Raw genomic sequence first — 19,989 nt, forward strand, 5'->3', positions numbered from 1 at the left:
ATGAGAAAAAGAACCTTTATTCTGCTATGTATAGCGTTCATTATACAGTTTGTCGGTGTTCCCTCCCTTCAAGCCGGACATTATTATTACAAGCAAATCTCCCTGAAAGACGGGTTACCTTCTACCGTACGATGCATCCTGACCGATGAACAAGGTTTTGTATGGATTGGAACCCGTTCCGGACTAGGACGGTACGACGGCCACGAACTTAAAAAGTATACTCATCAAGCAGACAACCCTCATTCCATCCCCCACAACCAAATCAATCAGATAACAGAAGATAAACTGAATAACATCTGGATTCTGACAGAAAAAGGAGTGGCATGTTATCAACGGCAAAGTGATGATTTCTTCATACCTACGGACGAGAAAGGAAATAATATAGTAGCCTACTCGACTTGTTTAATGAAAGACGGAGTTTTATTCGGCTCGCAAAACAAAGTCTATTTCTATAGTTATCAGCATTCTTCTCTTCACCTTTTACAGACGTTTAATCGAGAGCCCAATTTCAATATCACGTTACTAAGTTTATGGAATGAGCACACTCTTCTTTGCTGCAGCCGATGGCAGGGATTACTTCTTCTGGATTTAAATACGGGTAAACACACACCTCCTCCTTTTGACTGCGGAAAGGAAATCATGAATATGCTTATTGATTCACAAAACCGGATATGGATAGCCCCCTACAACGAAGGCATAAGCTGTTTTTCCCATGACGGAAGACCATTGGCTTCGTATACCACACATAACTCGGATTTAAGCAATAATGTCGTCTTAAGTCTTGCTGAACGAGAAGGGAAGATATGGATCGGAACGGATGGAGGAGGCATCAATATTCTTGAACCTGAAACGGGAAATTTCTCTTTATTGGAGCATGTACCGGGAAGAGATAACTACTCACTGCCCGCTAACTCCATTCTCTGTCTTTATAATGACCGGAACAATAATATATGGGCAGGAAGTATTCGCAACGGTCTTATCAGCATCCGGGAGGTTTCCATGAAAACTTATACGGATGTATTGCCGGGCAATGACCGCGGATTAAGTAACAATACCGTACTAAGCCTCTATCAGGAATCTGATAGTCGCATTTGGATAGGCACGGACGGTGGAGGTATTAACCTTTTTAATCCCCTTACAGAAAAGTTCACCCACTTTCCTTCCACATGGGAAGATAAAGTAGCCTCTATCTGTCCTTTTACCTCCGGTAATCTATTGCTTTCTATTTTCTCACAGGGCGTATTTGTTTTCAACCCGTCAACGGGAAAGAAGACTCCTTTTATTATTATTGATCCCGAAACTTCCAAACGTCTCGGAAGCCGGGGAAAAACAGTAAACCTATTCCTCAATTCCCCCCATAGTGTACTGCTATTGGGAGACCATATCTACCAATACAACTTGAAAGAACAAACATTCAGTATTGCTACCGAACAACAAGGAGCAGACATTATCGGTACCATTTTGCCTATAGCAAATAGTCAGAATAACACATATCTGAACGACAGCAAACATATCTTCTGTCTGGACAACCGTACCAACCGCCTCGAAATAATATTTCAATGCAGTAAAGACACATTGATTAATTCTGTCTCACGAGATGAATATGGAAATTTCTGGATAGGAAACAATTACGGACTAATACATTATAACCCTGTCACTCAAGAACAAACTCCGATACCAACCTCCCTCTTTGAAGAAGTCACTCTGATAGTATGCGACCAGCAAGGAAAAGTCTGGATAGGAACAGACAATATGCTTTTCGCCTGGTTAATCAAAGAAAGAAAATTTGTTCTATTCGGTGAATCCGACGGTGTCATTCAGAATGAGTACCTATCCAAGCCCCGTTTATTAAGTTCACAGGGGAATATCTATATGGGAGGTGTGAAAGGATTACTGCATATTAACAGCAACTTGCCCTTAATCACTACCGAATTCCCGCAATTACAACTCTCGGATGTGGTTATCAACGGAGAATCCGTTAATGATAAGCTAAGTAGTAACCCTATAGGAATTTCTGCTCCCTGGAACAGTAATATAACCATTCGGATCATGTCGAAAGAAAAAGATATCTTCCGGCAGAAAGTATACAGATATCAGATAGAAGGACTGAACGATCAGCAAATCGAATCATATAATCCCGAATTGGCCATACGCTCACTTCCTCCGGGAAGTTACAAGATCATGGCTTCCTGCACAGCGAAAGATGGTAGTTGGATTCCCAGTCAGGAGGTACTGGAACTGACGATTCTCCCTCCCTGGTATCGAACATGGTGGTTCATCATTAGTTGTGCAGTGTTCATTACTGCTGCTGTCATCGAAACTTTCCGAAGAACGTTAAAACGCAAAGAGGAAAAGCTGAAATGGGCAATGAAGGAACATGAGCAACAGGTGTACGAAGAAAAAGTGCGCTTCCTTATTAATATCAGTCACGAACTGCGTACCCCATTGACTCTCATACATGCGCCACTTAGCCGAATATTGAAATCGCTTTCTGCCGAAGATACACAATATCTACCTATAAAAGCGATATATCGCCAGTCACAGCGAATGAAGAATCTTATCAATATGGTACTTGATGTGCGTAAGATGGAGGTTGGAGAAAGCAAATTGCAGATACAACCATACGCTCTCAATCAATGGATTGAACATGTATCACAAGATTTCACCAGCGAAGGCGAAGCAAAGAACGTATGTCTCCGTTATCAGCTTGACCCGCATATCGACACTGTTAGTTTCGATAAAGACAAGTGTGAGATTATTCTAAGCAATCTGCTTATCAACGCCTTAAAACACAGTCCGCAAGATGCAGAAATAATCATTACTTCGGAGTTGCTTTCAGAGGAAAACAGGGTCCGTGTCTCCATCATAGATCAGGGAAACGGTCTCAAACAAGTAAATACGCAGAAACTCTTCACCCGTTTCTATCAGGGTACAGGAGAACAGAGCGGGACAGGAATCGGATTATCCTATTCCAGGATTCTGGTCGAATTACACGGAGGTTCCATCGGTGCCCTAGACAATCAGGAAGCCGGTGCAACATTCTTCTTTGAACTCCCACTTCGCCAACAATCAGAAGAGATTATCTGCCAACCGAAAGCCTATCTGAACGAATTGATGAGCGATGACAGTAAAGAACAATTGCCGGAGGAGAGTAATTTCGATACGAGTTTTTACAGTATATTAGTGGTGGATGATAATCCGGACCTGACGGATTTCCTAAAAAAGTCACTGGGAGAATATTTCAAACGGATAATCATTGCTTCGGACGGTGTGGAAGCCCTCCAACTGACCAGAAGCCATACTCCAGATATTATCGTCAGTGACGTGATGATGCCGAGAATGAATGGATACGAACTTTGTAAAAACATCAAGGAAGACATTACCATCAGTCACATTCCTATTGTACTGCTGACAGCAAGAGATGATAAACAAAGCCAGTTAAGTGGTTATAAGAATGGAGCAGACGCCTATCTTACAAAGCCTTTTGAGATAGAAATGTTAATGGAAATCATTCGTAACCGGTTAAGAAACCGCGAATCTATCAAAAAGAGATATTTAAATGCAGGATTGGTTCCTGCACCGGAAGAAAGCACATTCAGCCAGGCAGATGAAACCTTCCTGTTGAAACTGAATAAAATTATTCAGGAGAATCTGGATAACAGCAATCTGGATGTCACTCTTATTTGCAAAGAAATAGGAATGAGCCGGGCTTCCCTTTACAATAAGCTGAAAGCTCTAACCGATATGGGAGCCAATGATTACATCAATAAATTCCGGATGGAGAAAGCGATCACATTCATCACTCATACGGATATGTCTTTTACGGAAATTGCCGAGAAGATCGGATTTACTACTTCACGCTATTTCAGTACGGCTTTCAAACAATACACAGGAGAAACGCCGACTCAATACAAAGAAAAACAGAAACAAAAAAGGAAAGAAGGAAAATAAAAAAGGTGAACATCATGCGGACAAAAAATATCCACGATGATGTTCACCACCCATTTTATCATTGCATCTCACTTACATTCAGCCATTCACTTTCTTATAATCCTCCAGAAACTTCTTCAATCCTGAATCAGTTAACGGATGATTGAGCAATCCTTTGATAGCACTCAACGGACAAGTAGCCACGTCGGCTCCTACTTCCACACATTCGATAATATGTTTTGTATTGCGAATAGAAGCAGCCAACACCTGTGTTTTATAATCATACGTACGATACATACGTACGATATCTCCCACCAGCTTCACCCCATCTTCACAAATATCGTCCAGACGGCCGACAAAAGGTGAAACATAGGTAGCTCCGGCTTTAGCAGCCAGCAATGCCTGTCCTACAGAAAACACTAACGTACAATTGGTACGGATTCCTTTCTGCGTGAAATGTTTGATAGCTTTGATTCCATCAGCAATACAAGGAACCTTTACTACGATATGCGGATTGAGTGCGGCAAGTTCCTCGCCCTCACGAATCATCCCTTCATAATCGGTTGCTATCACCTCGGCACTTACATCTCCCTCAACGATCTTACATATCTTGACGTAATGTTCACGCTGATTCTGCGTTCCTTTAATGCCTTCTTTCGCCATCAACGAAGGGTTGGTAGTCACACCGTCAAGTACTCCGAGGTCATAAGCCTCCTGAATCTGCTCCAGATTAGCTGTGTCAATAAAAAACTTCATACTCTTAATTTTTAATGGTTAACGATCTAATAGTCAAAGATAAGAATTTATTTCTATTCATCCCTGATTAAGCGATCGTAATTGACGGATCAAGATATACATCCTGAATGGCATTCAATAATTCTACTCCTTCGTTCATTGGCTTCTGGAATGCTTTACGCCCGCTAATCAATCCCATACCTCCGGCACGTTTGTTAACTACGGCTGTAATGACAGCATCACGTAAATCGGAAGAACCATGAGATTCTCCACCCGAATTAATCAAGCCTACACGTCCCATATAGCCGTTGGCTACCTGGTAACGGCAAAGGTCAATCGGATGTTCGGAAGCCAGTTCGGTATACATACGTTCGTCGATCTTTCCGAAACCAATGGCTTTGAAGCCACCATTATTAGTAGGAAGTTTCTGTTTCACAATGTCAGCTTTGATAGTCACTCCCAAGCGGTCGGCCTGACCTGTCAGGTCGGCGGCAGCATGGTAATCGACTGCACCTTTCTTAAAATCATTGTTACGCAGGTAACACCAGAGGATGGTTGCCATACCCAATTCGTGAGCATATTCAAAAGCTTCGGCAATCTCTACCAGTTGACGGCGACTCTGTTCCGAGCCAAAATAAATAGTAGCTCCTACGGCCACCGCTCCCATATTCCAGGCTTCTTTGACAGTGCCAAACAACACCTGGTCGAAGCTATTCGGATAAGAGAGCAGTTCATTGTGGTTCAATTTCACAATGAAGGGTATCTTATGCGCATATTTACGTGCTACGGATCCAAGAATTCCAAACGTGGAAGCTACTCCGTTACAACCGCCTTCAATAGCCAGTTTCACAATATTTTCAGGATCGAAATAGATCGGATTGGGAGCAAATGATGCTCCGGCAGTATGTTCGATGTCCTGATCGACAGGAAGTATAGACACATAACCGGTATTTGCCAACCGTCCATGTCCCAACAGAGATTGCAGGTTGTTTAATACTCTTATGTTTCGATCCGAATCAATCCAGATTTTATCTATCGTATCGGGAGACGGAACATGAATTAATGATTTATCGATGGTTTCACAGGTATGTTCCAAATAATAACAGGCCTGATCTCTTAATAACTCAACTACTTTACTCATAACTTTACTTTTTAATATGTAACTATTTTATTTTTTCTTTCCCTGATTGGCAACTGCCTCCATTAGCTTTTTAATCTCTTCCGGATTTCCCAGGAAGTAGTCGTTGGATACATTCAGGTTTTCATCAAACTCAAATACGTAAGGCACAGCCGTAGGTAGATTCAGTTTGACAATATCTTCATCGGAGATGTTTTTTAGATGCTTGATGATGCCTCTCAAACTATTGCCATGAGCGACCACCAACAGCGTATGAGCTGTTTTCAGACTAGGAAATATATCACTTTCCCAATAAGGCATAATACGTTCAATGGTATCTTTCAACGATTCCGTACGAGGTAATTCTGCATCGGGCACTTCATGATAACGGTAATCAAAATGCGGATTTCTCAAATCTTTTTCCGAAAGTGGATTGGGGGCTATATCATAACTACGGCGCCAGATGAGCACTTGTTCTTCACCATACTTCCCGGCAGTCTCGGCTTTATTCAATCCCTGTAAGTCACCATAATGTTTCTCGTTCAGACGCCAGTTCTTTTCGACAGGAATCCAGTCGAGATTCATTTTATCGAGTACGCAATTCAACGTTTTCACTGCACGTTTTAAATAAGAGGTGTATGCTTTATCAAAATTAAAGCCATACTCTTTCAATGTTTCTCCGGCTTTTTCGGCTTCGGCAACCCCTTTTTCTGTCAGGTCTACGTCGGTCCAACCGGTGAAACGATTCTCTTTGTTCCATGCACTTTCTCCATGACGGAGCAATACTATCTTTTTCATTGCTAAAAGTCTCCTTTCTTCTTTTTATATATACAACAGATTGTTTCTTCACAAAGTTCACTAGAAAACAAATAGTTATCAATACCCAGAAATTATGATTCTTTCAGCTAAGAAGTAAGGTGCAGTAATTAGGCATATAAAAAAACTTACTCTCCTCTAACTCAAAACTTGCATGTATTGATCGCTTATGAATCAAAACAAGTTTATCGTCAGAGAAGAGTAAGCCTGTTAGAGAGAGAGTTTATATATACAAGAAAATCTGTTCTGTTTTTCCGTTTCTTTTAAAGGTCCTTCTTCAAGATATCTCGGCATTTTTTCCGTAATACTCTTCTTTTGCTTTCTTAATATTCCGTAGTAAAGCCGTGTAATGCCTATAATTGAAATCTCCTTCTTTACATACGGTAAGCTGCTCTTTCACATATTCTTCAATCTTATCCAAATGCATTTCTATAAAAAGCAAAATATCAGAACGGTTCACCGTCGCATTTACATTTCCGGCATCTTTATCACTTGGGTTCATCATACGTTCAATAAATCCCAGGTAAGTCCGTTGCTGCTGACGGCGGAAATTATTCTCTAATTCATTTGACTCATTCAAAGGTTTCCACACTGTAGCAAACACATCGTCCAGATATTCCTCGAGCGGATAAGGATCCGAAGCACACATCGAAGCCGAATACAAATTCTGCAACATTCCCGATGCCAGTAATAAGGCTATAATAGAACTTTGGCGATCACGAATTTCATCCACAGCTTTCACTCCCGTGCAATTCACTACCTTATCAGGATAGAGCCAAAGTGGAGCTACAAGCAAATTCCGTCCTAACCATTCTACAGCTTCTTTCTGCACACTACGTGGCAAGTAATCATGAGGATCCTGCCCTGGCAGATTATTAGTATACCGGCCCCCCAAGTTTCTCTGTACATGCAGCGTATATTTCATATATTGGGCACGCACTGATTTATAAATCGTATTTAAATCGTCATATTGGCCGTCAGGTTGTGCAGTCCAAGTCATAATATTTTCCATCACCCTTTTCAGGTTCTTCATACCATACTCATTGGCCTTCATATTATTATCCCCCAAGTCCTCACTCTGGCTACGGGGATCAGTCCCTTTTCCTTCATCACCGATAAACAACAGACGACGGTCGCCTTGAAGTTTCTTCGTGACTTCAGCACGCAACGCTGCTTTCTCCTTAAAAGGATCTTTAAATTCCGGACGGTATTGATACCCCCATTTTATCGCCCATTTATCATAATCGCCAATACGGGGGAAAAGCCCTTTTTCTGAAATCCGGTCTTCGGGTTGTGCTACATAGTTAAACCGTGCATAATCCATAATAGATACTGTGTGACCATTGGCCTCCACCCATGCTTTATCACGCAATTTCTCTACCGGGGTAGCCGAACTGGCAGCCATATTGTGACGCAATCCAAGCGTATGACCTACCTCGTGTGAGGAAACAAATTGGATCAGAGTCCCCATTAATTTGTCATCAAAGGTCATTGATTGCGCACGTTTATCCAAAGGTCCACACTGCACCATATACCATTTCTTAAGTAAGTTCATTACGTTGTGATACCAACAGATATGACTTTCCATGATCTCTCCGCTACGAGGATCTACAATACGCGGACCATAAGCATTTTCCGATTCCGAAGGCAGATAGCGCAATACGCTATAACGTGCATCGTCCAGGCTCATTGTAGGATCGTCCGGCCATTCTTTGGCAATAATGGCATTTTTGAATCCGGCTGCTTCAAAAGCTACATTCCAGTCATTCACACCAGCTTTAAGATAAGGAATCCATTTTTTTGGTGTCGCCGGGTCTATATAATACACAATAGGACGTTTAGGTTCAGTAAGTTGCCCTTTGCGATAACGTTCCGGATCTTTCGGTTCCAACCGATAACGCTGGATAATGGCTCCACGGGTCGTGACTTGCTGGTCATCCGAAAACTCTGTCACCGGATTTTGGAAGAATCCGACCCGTTCATCTGCCAATCTCGGCTGCATAGGTTCTTTGGGTAACATCACCATACTGGTATTCAGTTTCACTGTCACCGAACCTGTTGCCGCAGCCGGCAACTTGCCGGAAGTTATATTGTAAGTACGTAAAGTAAGCACTTCCACATTAATGGGATAGGTTTTTATAGTATCCATGAATGTACGGTCCTGTGCTAAAGAACCAATGCCAAGAATAGAACGGTCACTTGATGTAAAGCCACACGTCTTATTATCACCCAAAAGAAACTTGGATACATTGATGAGCTGCGCCTGAGTCTCCGGATTTCTACCGATAACGTCAAACTTACAAATAACCGGATCTATCGTTGACTGCTTCAATGCTTCCGCAATTTTATCACCTGTGGGAGCAAACTGTGACTGTACATATTCACGTAAAAAGAGCGTCTTGTCGTTATGTTGTTCCCAATAAACCACACTCCGGTTCACCTCTTCCCCACTAAGCATTTTGAACCCCTGCGGCACAGCTTTAAAGCGAGTAACAACCAATAACAATCGTCCCAACAAAGAATCCGGTACTTCAAAATACCAGTCATCCTTGATATGACGCACTGTAAACATACCCTGACATTCACTTCCTCCATCTTTCAAAAGTTTCTCGTAAGCTGTCGCTTTCTTGACAGTGTCTTTCTTAACTGTATCTTCACGGACCACCAGACTTTTCTTTCCATGTTCAAACGGATTCATAACACCGGCCCGTGCTTCTGCTCCTTGCAGTGCCCAAAGTAGCAATACAGTTATCATCAAAATCTTTTGCATTGTTTTTCTATCTATTTTATTCGTTAGTATTTAATGTCAGGTTCGGATTTTTCTCACGGGCAGCCAACGGGAACGGAATGACGTACAAACGTGAATCCGGTTTCAACGTATATGTCTTCTGTTCGACATTAGTAGAAACCAGCGGGAAAACACGGGTGATCGTCTTTGCATAGTCCGCTTCCGTATTAAACCGCTTCAAATCCCAGAAACGACTAAAACCGAAAAGCAACTCCTTACGACGCTCATTAATGATTTCCTGCATCATCTCACGCTGGGTAGCCGGTTCCGGTAATACTGCCTCTGTTCCTTTGATTCGTTTTTCACGCAACTGATTCAAGACTTCAACAGCTCCGGATAAATCGTTCTGACGTGCCTTTGCTTCTGCCAGAATCAGATAAACTTCGGCTGTACGCATACCTACAGCCATATACTGGAACTTGGCATAAGTAAGTGACGTATTCCACAAAGCAGCCCCAGACCCTTCATCGAAGTAGTATTCAAGATTTCCAGTCGTCTTGAAAAACAGATTCATACGCTCATCATTCGTACCGAAAAGTTGTACTAGTTCCGGGCTGATCATACCATAAGTAAAAGCCGGATTTTCGGTAACGCCACCCATATAAGCATAATTCAAAACTTCAGGGTTTCCACCTTTAGCATAAGTTGAAACCTTCATTGGCCCTCCCTCATCCTCCAAAGCTATATAATCGATCAAACTGTTATTTCGTTTTAATGATTCTTCCGCTGCATCTTCAGCTTTTTTCCAGTCGCGATGAAACAAATAAACACGGGCAGCCAAAGCATAACCGAAAGCTTTCGACGGGTGATAGACATTCACCGGTTCTTCTTGCAGATAAGGTAATGCATCCTCAATATCTTTGATGATAAAATCATAGACCTCGGCCACAGTCGCTTTGGTAGGAGTAGCTTCGAGATTGTACTCTCTGACAACGGCAACACCACCGTCAGTAGCCGCCGTCTCTGGATTATAACTTTTCGCAAAAGTGTTTACTAAAATAAAGTGGTCCCAAGCACGCATTATCTTTGCTTCCGCTTTTGCCAGTTCCTTAGTACCCTTGTCACCTGTACTATAATCTACCAATGAAATCACAATGTTCGACCGCAAGATATATTCATAACAATTTGCATATAAATTATTATCACTCAAATCCTTACGATAAGCATCTTCATTAAATGTCATATTGATTCCATCCCAAGATAGATATTCTTTGCCAATAATATTCGATTCTTTTGACCAGACATTATCACTCAATAGGGCAAAGGCCGACGGATAATAACACCGGTTAGGCAAAGCCACCAGCTCATAATAAGTATCAGTAGAGTCCACAGTCTTCTTCCCTGTGGGAGTTATATCCACGTAATTCTCACAAGCAGCAAGTCCCAATATCAGCAGAACCGGCAATATATAAAGTAGTTTACGCATATTCTATAGTCTTTTTAATAATTAGAAACTTGTTGATAATCCAATAGAGTAAGTCTTGGGCGAGGCCATGCCACGAGTACCTCCGTTTAGATCGTAGCTCTCCGGGTCTATATCATTTCCTGCCTTACACCAAGTAAAAAGATTGTTCACCTGCAACTTCACCTTCAACGAACTAAGCCGGAGTTGACGGCAAATATCAGACGGCAAATTATATCCCAAGCTCAGGCTACGTAATTTCACATAGCCGGCATCTTTCACATTGATGTCACCATACTGCCACCAATCCTGAAAAGTCCCCGCATAAGTTTTCACTTTTGTAGGCATATCAATATACATACGTACATCTCCATTCGGGTCATCAGCACTCCAACGATTAGTAATATCTTTCAATGTCTGACTTCCCACCTGATCATTCATATCCACTACACTATTACGTAATTTATTACCACCTGCATATACAAGGAAAGCATTCAGATCAATTCCTTTATAGCTTAGTCTGAAAGTCAGTGCTCCATTGAACTTAGGCGTCAGTGAACCAAGATTTACCAGATCATCTGTACCTTTAAGGGATGATCCGGTAGTGATGTTAGCCACCGTTCCATCTTCATTAAATGTTACAAGATCATTTCCGTCCTTATCCACCGCTACCGGATATCCATTCTCAATACGATCGATACGGTAAGCCCAAAGCGTATTATGACTGGTTCCCTCCATAAAGTAGTTCAGCGGACTCTTGATAAAGCTTGTCGATGTATCCGAATCGCTATGATCCACTTTTATCATTTTATTTTTGTTATGAGCAAAGTTGAAATCAATGGCAAAGTTCCAGTCTTTCTTCCTGATAATATTGGTTGTAAGTGATAACTCAATACCCCGGTTACGCATTTTACCATTGTTCACGACACGTGATTTAGCTCCCAAAGTGGGATCCATGTATCGACGTACAAGCAAATCTGACGCAGAACGGTTATAATATTCCAAGCTACCGGCAATCACATTATTGAAAAGACGGAAATCCATTCCCACATTATAAGTAGCAGTTTTTTCCCAACGAAGTTTAGGATTCGGAAGATCATTATCTTCATAAGTCAGATAATTCGTCTTAATCGGATTACTCTGAGTTTTTTGCTTTACCACAAAATAGGTAGTCGAACTTTGATCTACATTACCATTAATACCATATGTCATACGTAATTTCAAGAAATCAAGCCAAAAAAATTCTTTCATAAATGACTCGCCCGACACAACCCAAGAAGCACCGACCGACCACAGAGGGTGACGTTGGTTACGAATATCAAGTCCGAACAAGTCTGCCTGATCCCAGCGAATACTTCCGGAGACATTGTAACGTGACAGATACGAATAACCCGCATTAGCATAAAAAGACGCATAACGATGGCGTGATTCCTGTAATGTAGCCGACAAACCTGTTAACTTAATAGTATTACCGGAAAGAGCACTTGTCCCTATTCCATCGCGATATGCCTGCCAATCTATTATATCGGAAGTTAACGTTTGGGGATCGTAACCATACATTAGCTGTCTGGTTAATTTAGGAATTTTATTTTCCCGAAATTCCAATCCGGCGATAGCTGTTACAGAATGATCCTTCCAATTTTTATCAAAATCTATCTGGTTACGGACCGTATAACGGTTACTGCCCACTTCACTTTGATAGAATCGTCCACCTTTCGGCATACCCGAGTTCCCATCCGTATCAATCATGGAATTGTGCGTCATACGCATCAAATAAGAATCTTCTGCATCATACACCTCACTTTTATTATTGTTCCATTCATATTGATACATAAAATTGTATTTGAACATCTTCAAGAAACGAGCCTGCAAGCTGACAAACGGACGTATACTAACATCATGCGATTTTGTACCACTTTCACCTAAGGCATCAAGCACATTGAAGCCAAATGATTTATAAGGTGAAACACCTTCCGCCTGACTTACCACTCCCCCATTGTAAGAGCCACCTGAATATCCGCTTACATTTACATAAGGAGAATTGTAATGCCCGCCATCGTCATCCAGTATTCTTTCATAACGTTGTTGTAAGGTATAACCGGTAAATAGACTATTAGGCGTGTCACTACGTCCCAAGCGGGCATCCACTCCGGCATTCACATTCAGCCAACTAGTGATAGCATAACTCGATTTGTAGTATAAGGAGATTCTATTACTTTTGTCATTTATAGTTCGCCCTTTATCATTTTCATAATTAAAAGAAAGGAAGTGATTACTGTTCCCCACTTTTTGAGAAACAGACACGTTATAGCGCTGTGTCACAGCCGCGCGCCAAGCGTTATCACGATACTCCTTATAGTAATCATTATTGCGCCACTGATTCAGTGTAGCCTCCACTTCACTATTACTTACCACTCCATTTTCCCTATCTAAATAGAGCTGAAACAATGGATAATAATATCCAGATTTATAAGAGGATAAAAAACTGGAAGCACTTCCGAGTTCAGCCACATTAGCATCAAACACTGCTGTTTGATAATCAATAATATCACTCGTAGACGCCAGATTCAAACTATTGAAATTAGGTTTGCTAGTGATAAACCAGTCTGCATTGATACTAACATGTGCTCCTTCCTCTTTAGCCTGCTTGGTTGTTACCACGATAACTCCGTTTGCAGCCAAAGCACCATAAATACTGGCTGCCGCTGCATCCTTCAAGACAGTCACGCTCTCTACATTATAAGGATTTATCTCACTTAAAGTTAAGTTTGTCGGCATATCATCTACAACAATCAGCGGATCTGTTCCCACATCATTCGAGAATGTGCCTACACCACGAAGGATGGGACTCATATCACCGTTATTCGGATTTATATTCATACGCAAACCAGCCACTTGCCCCTCCAGAGAAGAAGTCAGGTCCGTATGCATCTGTCTTGTCAGCTGTTCGGAATCCACAAAGCCGAAAGCAGCGGTAGAACGCTCCCGACTAATACGCTGATAACCGGTCACTACAACATCTCCCAATTGTTGTTTGTCTTCATGCATAATCACATTGACATGGGTACGTCCTTTAATAGAAACTTTTTCTGTCTGCATACCGACAAAAGAGACCTCCAAAGTGTGAGTTTCCTCCAGCACCTTACAGGTAAAATTTCCTTCGACATCGGCAATGGCTCCAAACGGACTATTGATTCCCCGGATATTTGCACCTGGTAACGGGATGCCTTTTTCATCTACCACCCGCCCCTCTACACTTCTAGTTTTTCGTACAACGCCAGTGGAAGTGGTTTTCACTTTACGGATAGTAATGAAATGCTGGTTCACCTCATATTCAAAAGGTTTTCCCTCCAGAATTTTCTGAAGTGCAGACAAAGGTGCCTGCTGGCGTATACTGACACTTACCCGGTACGGACCGACATCTTCACTAGGGAAATTCACCTTATAACCGGACACATTACTGAACTGCTTCAAAGCCTCTCCCAACGATACCTCTTTCAGTTCCAAAGAAATTAGTTTGTTGTCCGTACTTTGTGCCCATCCATGCAAGGCAGTTACAAACATCAGCAATAAAAAGGCGGTTTTCATCCACACGATCCTTCTCGTTGCCTTTTTGTAAGACAATGTAAATTGTTGCTTTTTCATAAGAGTTGTATTTGTAAAGTTATATATGTTTAATCGTGATCGTCTCGTCTTGATAATCCACACGTACTTTTTGCAGTTTATTCAGAAGTTCCAAAGCTTCTTCCAAGCGGGCATCACGGTTAGCCCAGAAGTTTAATCGGATATGGTATAGTTCCGCTTGTTCAAAATCAATATTCACGTTATACCATCTGCCTAAAGAGCTCATGATGTCTTTCAGTGATGCATCTTCAAAATAGAACATTCCCTCAGTCCAAGCTGTATAAGTCGCAATGTTCACACGTGATATATTTTCTTCTCCGTTTTCCGTATAAGTGAGATCCTGACCAGGCTGGAGTATAACGGATTGATGACTGGTCATATTCGTAACCTCCACCTTTCCTTGTACCAAGGTCACGTGCCGGTCTTCCGTTTTATATGAACGTATATTGAATTTAGTACCCAATACCGTAGTTTCCATCCCATCGGTACTTACAATAAACGGACATTTTTCATTCTTCGCAACCTCGAAACAGGCTTCCCCTTTCAGTTCCACACGCCGTTCCTTACCATTAAAGGCCACAGGATAACGCAAGCTACTTTCAGCATTAATCCAGACTTTAGTACCATCCGACAACACCAATAGAAAGCTCTTCCCGCGTGGAGTAGTCAAAGTCTGACAACATATTGTGTCCGAAGTTAATGCTTCCACTTCTTTAAGATTCATCACACTATCTTCCAGCAGTTGTTCACTATGACCATCCGTTTGCAGCATCACATGTTCTCCATCAGTGATTGCAGCAAAGAACCGTATGGGTTGTTCCATTTGCCGGGAAGTAGTCGGAAATAACGAAGGAATCAGAAAAACCAGCACTAATACGGCAGCCGCAGTAAAAGCTGCTGCCCCTATATACATTCTTGACCTGACTCTACGTTTCCGTTCCAGATTCTCACGTATCACAGCTTCCTTACAAGCCATTAATTCCAAGAAAAGTTCTTTATTACCAGATATATTTATCCACTGAAGGAATTCATCAGTTTCCCTTAATTGTGGATGTTGTATGGCACGAAGTGCATAATCTAAATTTTTATCTGAATGGTCTATCATAGTGTCAATAGTTTCATTAAACACGTAGAGGTTACTGAAACTGATGACACCCCGATAGGATTTTTTTTAAAAAAAGATGGTTAATTGTTTTCGGAGTATCTTTAAAGCTCTGGCAATGTGCGTTCTAACGGTATTATCACTAATACGTAACTTTTCACTGATTTCCGCACATTTCTTTTCATTTAAGAAAAACTCTTCCACTACGGTTCGCATTTGTGGAGCCATCTGGCGAATACTCTCCTGCATCCGGTTTATCTTATCTTCATACTCACGGTATTCTTTCACAGTCCAGCCACTGTAAAGTTCTTCCAGATACCTTTCCGCATTTTTATACACCACGTTCTGATGACGTATTTGGTCAATACAACGATTTCGCACCATGACGAAGAATAACGGCAGCAGATCCTCTTCCGTTGTCAACCGTTCGCTGCTCTCAAGCACCGAACAAAAGACATCGTTCACCACATCTTTTGCACTTTCCTCATCATTCAGCAGATTATATGCATGAATATAGAGTTTTTGCCAATGTTCCCTGTATATAACAGTTATAGCATTTTGACTATCATTCATGTATTTCCTGTTACTTTTTGCATTTTATAGAGCGCAAAGATAACCAATTAGAGCAAAAAACATTCTATTTATTAAAAAAGATTATAATTCATATAAATGCATTTGTTGTTATAGACATATTCTATTCCCATCGTCTGGCTCTTAATATTTTGACACCTTGTTTCTCCCCAGAAAGATACGATTCACAACTATATCCGACCGTTCCCATTCATCTGGATGTTGATTTAATCTTCGCTTTATCTTTACGCTTACAGAATGCTTCGATTATTTTTTTTACACGAAGATAATTTATTGATATTCTGTTCATATATGCCCGTTTTCTTTGTAGTACAGACTTTCCTTATGATACAATCATACTATCTTTTACTTTTTTAAGGTGGAATTCAACAAAAATGATTATTTTTACGAGCAAATTATTGTCTAACTCTTGATAATACAGACATATCTTGAAAATAAACGAACAAAACGAAAGTGAATTCCTACAAAAGCTTATGAACAAAGCGAATATAGGATGGTGGGAAGCTGACTTAAAAGCAAAGACTTACAAGTGTTCGGAACTTATCTCCCAACTACTCGGAATAGGAGAAGACGGGCTCATCAGTTTCGAAGATTTCAACAAGCGTATTCTAAAAGAAGACCAGGGATACGCCACTTTTCCGTCTTTTGACAAATTGCAACAGACTGTAGAAGAAATATACTTGTTTGATACTCCCAAAGGCCATGTATGGATTCGCAGCAAGGCATGCTTTCAGGAAACAGACGAAAACGGTAACACCAAAGTATATGGAATTGCCGAAACACAAGAGGGAATTCATATAGCCTCTGCACATCAGGCTCTACAAAATAGCGAGCGGATCCTGCATAATATTTATAAGAATCTTCCGGTCGGCATCGAATTATATGATAAGGACGGTCAAATGGTCGACCTGAATAAAAAAGATATGGAAATGTTCCGTATTTCCAATAAAGAAGATATTCTGGGAGTCAACATTTTCGAGAATCCTATATTGCCGGAGGAAATAAAACAAAAGATTAGAGACAATGAGAACGCAGATTTTACATTCCGGTATGACTTTTCCAAAATCAACAAATATTATCAGCCTGACAGTACAACCGGTTTCATTGACTTAACAACGAAAGTCACCACTCTATACGATCACAACCACGCACCTATCAACTACCTCTTAATAAATGTAGACAAGACCGAAGATACAATTGCCTATAATAAGATTCAGGAATTCGAGAGTTTTTTCGATCTGGTGGGAGATTATGCAAAAGTAGGTTACGCACACTTCGATGCTTTGAGTCGGGACGGGTATGCTTTGAGAAGCTGGTACATGAATGTAGGTGAAGAAGAGGGTACCCCATTGCCGGAAATCATCGGTATTCATTCCCATTTCCATCCGGAAGATCGGGCTGTGATGATCGACTTCCTGGATAAAGTGATAAAAGGAGAAAGTTCCAAGCTATCCCGCGATGTCCGCATCCGCAGAGCAGATGGAAATTACACTTGGACACGGGTTAACGTATTAGTCAGGAATTATCAGCCGCAGGATAATATCATCGAAATGCTGTGTATCAACTTTGATATTACCGAACTGAAAGAGACAGAGCGGATGCTGATTGGCGCCAAAGAGAAAGCTGAAGAAGCCGACCGACTAAAATCTGCTTTTCTTGCGAATATGAGTCATGAGATACGTACTCCACTCAATGCGATAGTAGGCTTTTCCAGTCTGCTTGAGGAAGCGGAGGATGCAGAAGAAAAACATCTGTATATAACAATTATTGAAGAGAATAACAAACTCTTGTTACAACTGATCTCGGATATTCTTGACTTGTCAAAGATCGAGGCCGGGACTTTCGACATTATCCCGGAACAAGTGGATGCACAACAACTTTGCAACGAACTGCTACAGGCTATGCAGGTAAAGGCTACTGAACAAGTAGAGATTCTTTTAGCACCGGAACTTCCCGAACTTACTTTTACCAGCGACAAAAACAGGTTGTATCAGGTATTGCTGAACTTTATAACGAATGCTCTGAAATTTACTTCCAAGGGTAGTATTGTCATTGATTACCAAATCAACGGAAATGAAGTCAGATTCTCGGTTCAGGATACGGGAATGGGCATCGAACCGGAAAAACAGGAAGCTATCTTCACCCGATTCGTGAAATTGAATAATTTCATTGCCGGCACAGGATTGGGACTTTCCATCTGTCAGAGTATCGTCACACAGCTGGGTGGCAAAATCGGAGTGGAATCGAAACCGGGAGAAGGGTCCTGTTTCTGGTTTACGCATCCGCTCAACTAAAACCTGATTTCAAAGAAAAATAAATATCAGAAAATAATGTTTACCGGTTTCTCTTTAAGAAAATACGGTCTGTTATAGTGTTGGGAAGTTCCGATTCATAATGTGTCACCATAATCATCGTCTTATCTTTGCGTCGGCAGAAAGCCTCGATCACTTTCTTTACCCGGCGACGATTATAGGTATCCAAGCCATGAAGCGGTTCATCCAGAATCAGCAGTTCCGGGTCTTTGACGAAAGCTCTTGCCAGCAAGGCCAAACGTTGTTCTCCACTGGATAGTTGCAGGAATGGTTTATCTTTCAAATTTGCAATGCCGAATATATCCATCCACCACTCACAGATAGCCATCTGTTCCGGTTGAGGACGTTTATACAGACCGATACTGTCATGCAAACCACTGGCTACAATCTCAATAGCGGGCAGATTTTTAAGATAAGCACGGTGCATCTCCGGACTTACGTAACCGATATGTTTCTTGATTTCCCAAATACTTTCTCCCGTCCCTCTTTTCCGTCCGAAGAGACTGATGTCACAGGCATACGATTGCGGATTGTCTGCACAGACAAGGCTCAACAGAGTCGATTTCCCGGCACCGTTCTCACCACTCAACGCCCACTTCTCACCACGACGGACTGTCCAGTCCAGTTCTTTCAGAATAGTTCGGTCGCCATAACGGATACTGACCTTATTCAGTTTCACTACTTCCTCCGAATCGTAATTGTTGCCATCAGATGGCAAATCTATAATCCGTTGCTGCAAATCATCAAAAGAGGTAACCACATCTCTACTACGGAAAGCTTCGAGATAGGCTTCACGTTCCATTTTAGGAAAGACCTCCATTTTGTCCACAGGAATGACATGAGTAATGAATGACGGTATATCATCGAGCATGGAAAGCACCAGAATAATTTGTACGGACGACATTTTCATCAGACGTTCGAGCAAAGAGAATAACAGTTCACGCGTAGGAGCATCCAGTCCGATAAACGGATTATCCATAATCAACACGCGGGGAGCAGTCAACAGGGTTTTGGTTAGCTGGAATTTACGTAATTCACCGCTAGAAAGGAGAATGATTTTCTTGTCGAGCAACGGTTCGATACGGAAGAGTTCAAACAGTTCGCATTGCAGTTGCTCGTCCTTGATTTCTCCCAACATCTCACGAACATCGGGAGCCTCATCCTGATCATGAGCATTCCAACGCTGCTGATAGTAGTAATTGGCATCGGCAGCTCCATAAGTATCGCGGAAAGCAATGTATTTCACATTATCATAAAGAGTCTGGGTGGCAGAGGGGGAAAAATCATATTGCACGGTTCCATCACGCAATGGATATTTTCCGATCAGGGTATCTATAAAAAGACTTTTACCACCACCATTGGGACCTACAATGGCTATGTGCTCATTCGCTCCGATAGTTGCCGTGATGGGTTTGGCTAAACGCACAAGCGGGTTGCGTGCTACGCCCCCCGCCATGCAGAATGTATTTTGGTTCATATTCTTTTATTCTGTTTTATTATTGCCCGCAAAGGTAACAATTTTATCATAAAAGACGCCAAATTGCAAACATATTCTTATTCGTTCCGTATAGG

Annotated in this window: 11 protein-coding genes; 2 read left to right on the forward strand and 9 right to left on the reverse strand. The window is 41.5% G+C overall.

Features of this window, described 5'->3' with window-relative positions; genetic code table 11:
• Window positions 1-3,951: a two-component regulator propeller domain-containing protein gene (locus AB3G73_RS09280; RefSeq protein WP_367744607.1), complete on the forward strand. Its 3,951-nt coding sequence runs from the start codon at window positions 1-3 to the stop codon at window positions 3,949-3,951.
• Window positions 3,952-4,029: 78 nt separating this feature from the next.
• Here AB3G73_RS09280 and fsa read toward each other — a convergent pair whose 3' ends face one another.
• The 8 genes from fsa to AB3G73_RS09320 all read right to left on the reverse strand — a co-directional run bounded on the left by fsa (window position 4,030) and on the right by AB3G73_RS09320 (window position 16,087).
• Window positions 4,030-4,686 carry a fructose-6-phosphate aldolase gene (gene fsa, locus AB3G73_RS09285; RefSeq protein WP_148364720.1) on the reverse strand — a complete coding sequence of 219 codons (657 nt, stop codon included), beginning with the start codon at window positions 4,684-4,686 and terminating at the stop codon, window positions 4,030-4,032.
• 67 nt (window positions 4,687-4,753) lie between these two features.
• Window positions 4,754-5,806, reverse strand: a complete 1,053-nt coding sequence (locus AB3G73_RS09290) for a class I fructose-bisphosphate aldolase (protein WP_148364719.1) — start codon at window positions 5,804-5,806, stop codon at window positions 4,754-4,756.
• A 27-nt stretch (window positions 5,807-5,833) separates the two neighbouring features.
• Window positions 5,834-6,580, reverse strand: a complete 747-nt coding sequence (gene gpmA / locus AB3G73_RS09295) for a 2,3-diphosphoglycerate-dependent phosphoglycerate mutase (RefSeq protein WP_148364718.1) — start codon at window positions 6,578-6,580, stop codon at window positions 5,834-5,836.
• A gap of 295 nt (window positions 6,581-6,875) precedes the next feature.
• Window positions 6,876-9,368 carry a zinc-dependent metalloprotease gene (locus AB3G73_RS09300; RefSeq protein WP_367744613.1) on the reverse strand — a complete coding sequence of 831 codons (2,493 nt, stop codon included), beginning with the start codon at window positions 9,366-9,368 and terminating at the stop codon, window positions 6,876-6,878.
• A 16-nt stretch (window positions 9,369-9,384) separates the two neighbouring features.
• A complete protein-coding gene (locus AB3G73_RS09305; RefSeq protein ID WP_148364717.1) occupies window positions 9,385-10,812 on the reverse strand; it encodes a RagB/SusD family nutrient uptake outer membrane protein in 1,428 nt (475 codons plus the stop codon).
• A gap of 21 nt (window positions 10,813-10,833) precedes the next feature.
• The gene (locus AB3G73_RS09310) at window positions 10,834-14,433 is read right to left on the reverse strand and encodes a SusC/RagA family TonB-linked outer membrane protein (RefSeq protein ID WP_367744614.1); all 3,600 of its coding nucleotides are present in this window, start codon (window positions 14,431-14,433) and stop codon (window positions 10,834-10,836) included.
• A 19-nt stretch (window positions 14,434-14,452) separates the two neighbouring features.
• Window positions 14,453-15,517 (reverse strand): FecR family protein, encoded by a 1,065-nt coding sequence (locus AB3G73_RS09315; RefSeq protein ID WP_367744616.1) that lies wholly within the window; start codon window positions 15,515-15,517, stop codon window positions 14,453-14,455.
• A 66-nt stretch (window positions 15,518-15,583) separates the two neighbouring features.
• Window positions 15,584-16,087 (reverse strand): RNA polymerase sigma factor, encoded by a 504-nt coding sequence (locus AB3G73_RS09320; RefSeq protein WP_148364714.1) that lies wholly within the window; start codon window positions 16,085-16,087, stop codon window positions 15,584-15,586.
• A 491-nt stretch (window positions 16,088-16,578) separates the two neighbouring features.
• Here AB3G73_RS09320 and AB3G73_RS09325 point away from each other — a divergent pair, with 491 nt between their 5' ends.
• The gene (locus AB3G73_RS09325; protein ID WP_195649526.1) at window positions 16,579-18,399 is read left to right on the forward strand and encodes a PAS domain-containing protein; all 1,821 of its coding nucleotides are present in this window, start codon (window positions 16,579-16,581) and stop codon (window positions 18,397-18,399) included.
• 40 nt (window positions 18,400-18,439) lie between these two features.
• On the opposite strand, the gene AB3G73_RS09330 is transcribed toward AB3G73_RS09325, so the two are convergent.
• A complete protein-coding gene (locus tag AB3G73_RS09330; protein WP_367744618.1) occupies window positions 18,440-19,894 on the reverse strand; it encodes an ATP-binding cassette domain-containing protein in 1,455 nt (484 codons plus the stop codon).
• Between the last annotated feature and the right edge of the window lie 95 nt (window positions 19,895-19,989).

Origin of the sequence: Bacteroides sp. L008 (genome assembly GCF_040812255.1) — a bacterium.
Taxonomy (GTDB): Bacteria; Bacteroidota; Bacteroidia; order Bacteroidales; family Bacteroidaceae; genus Bacteroides; species Bacteroides vicugnae.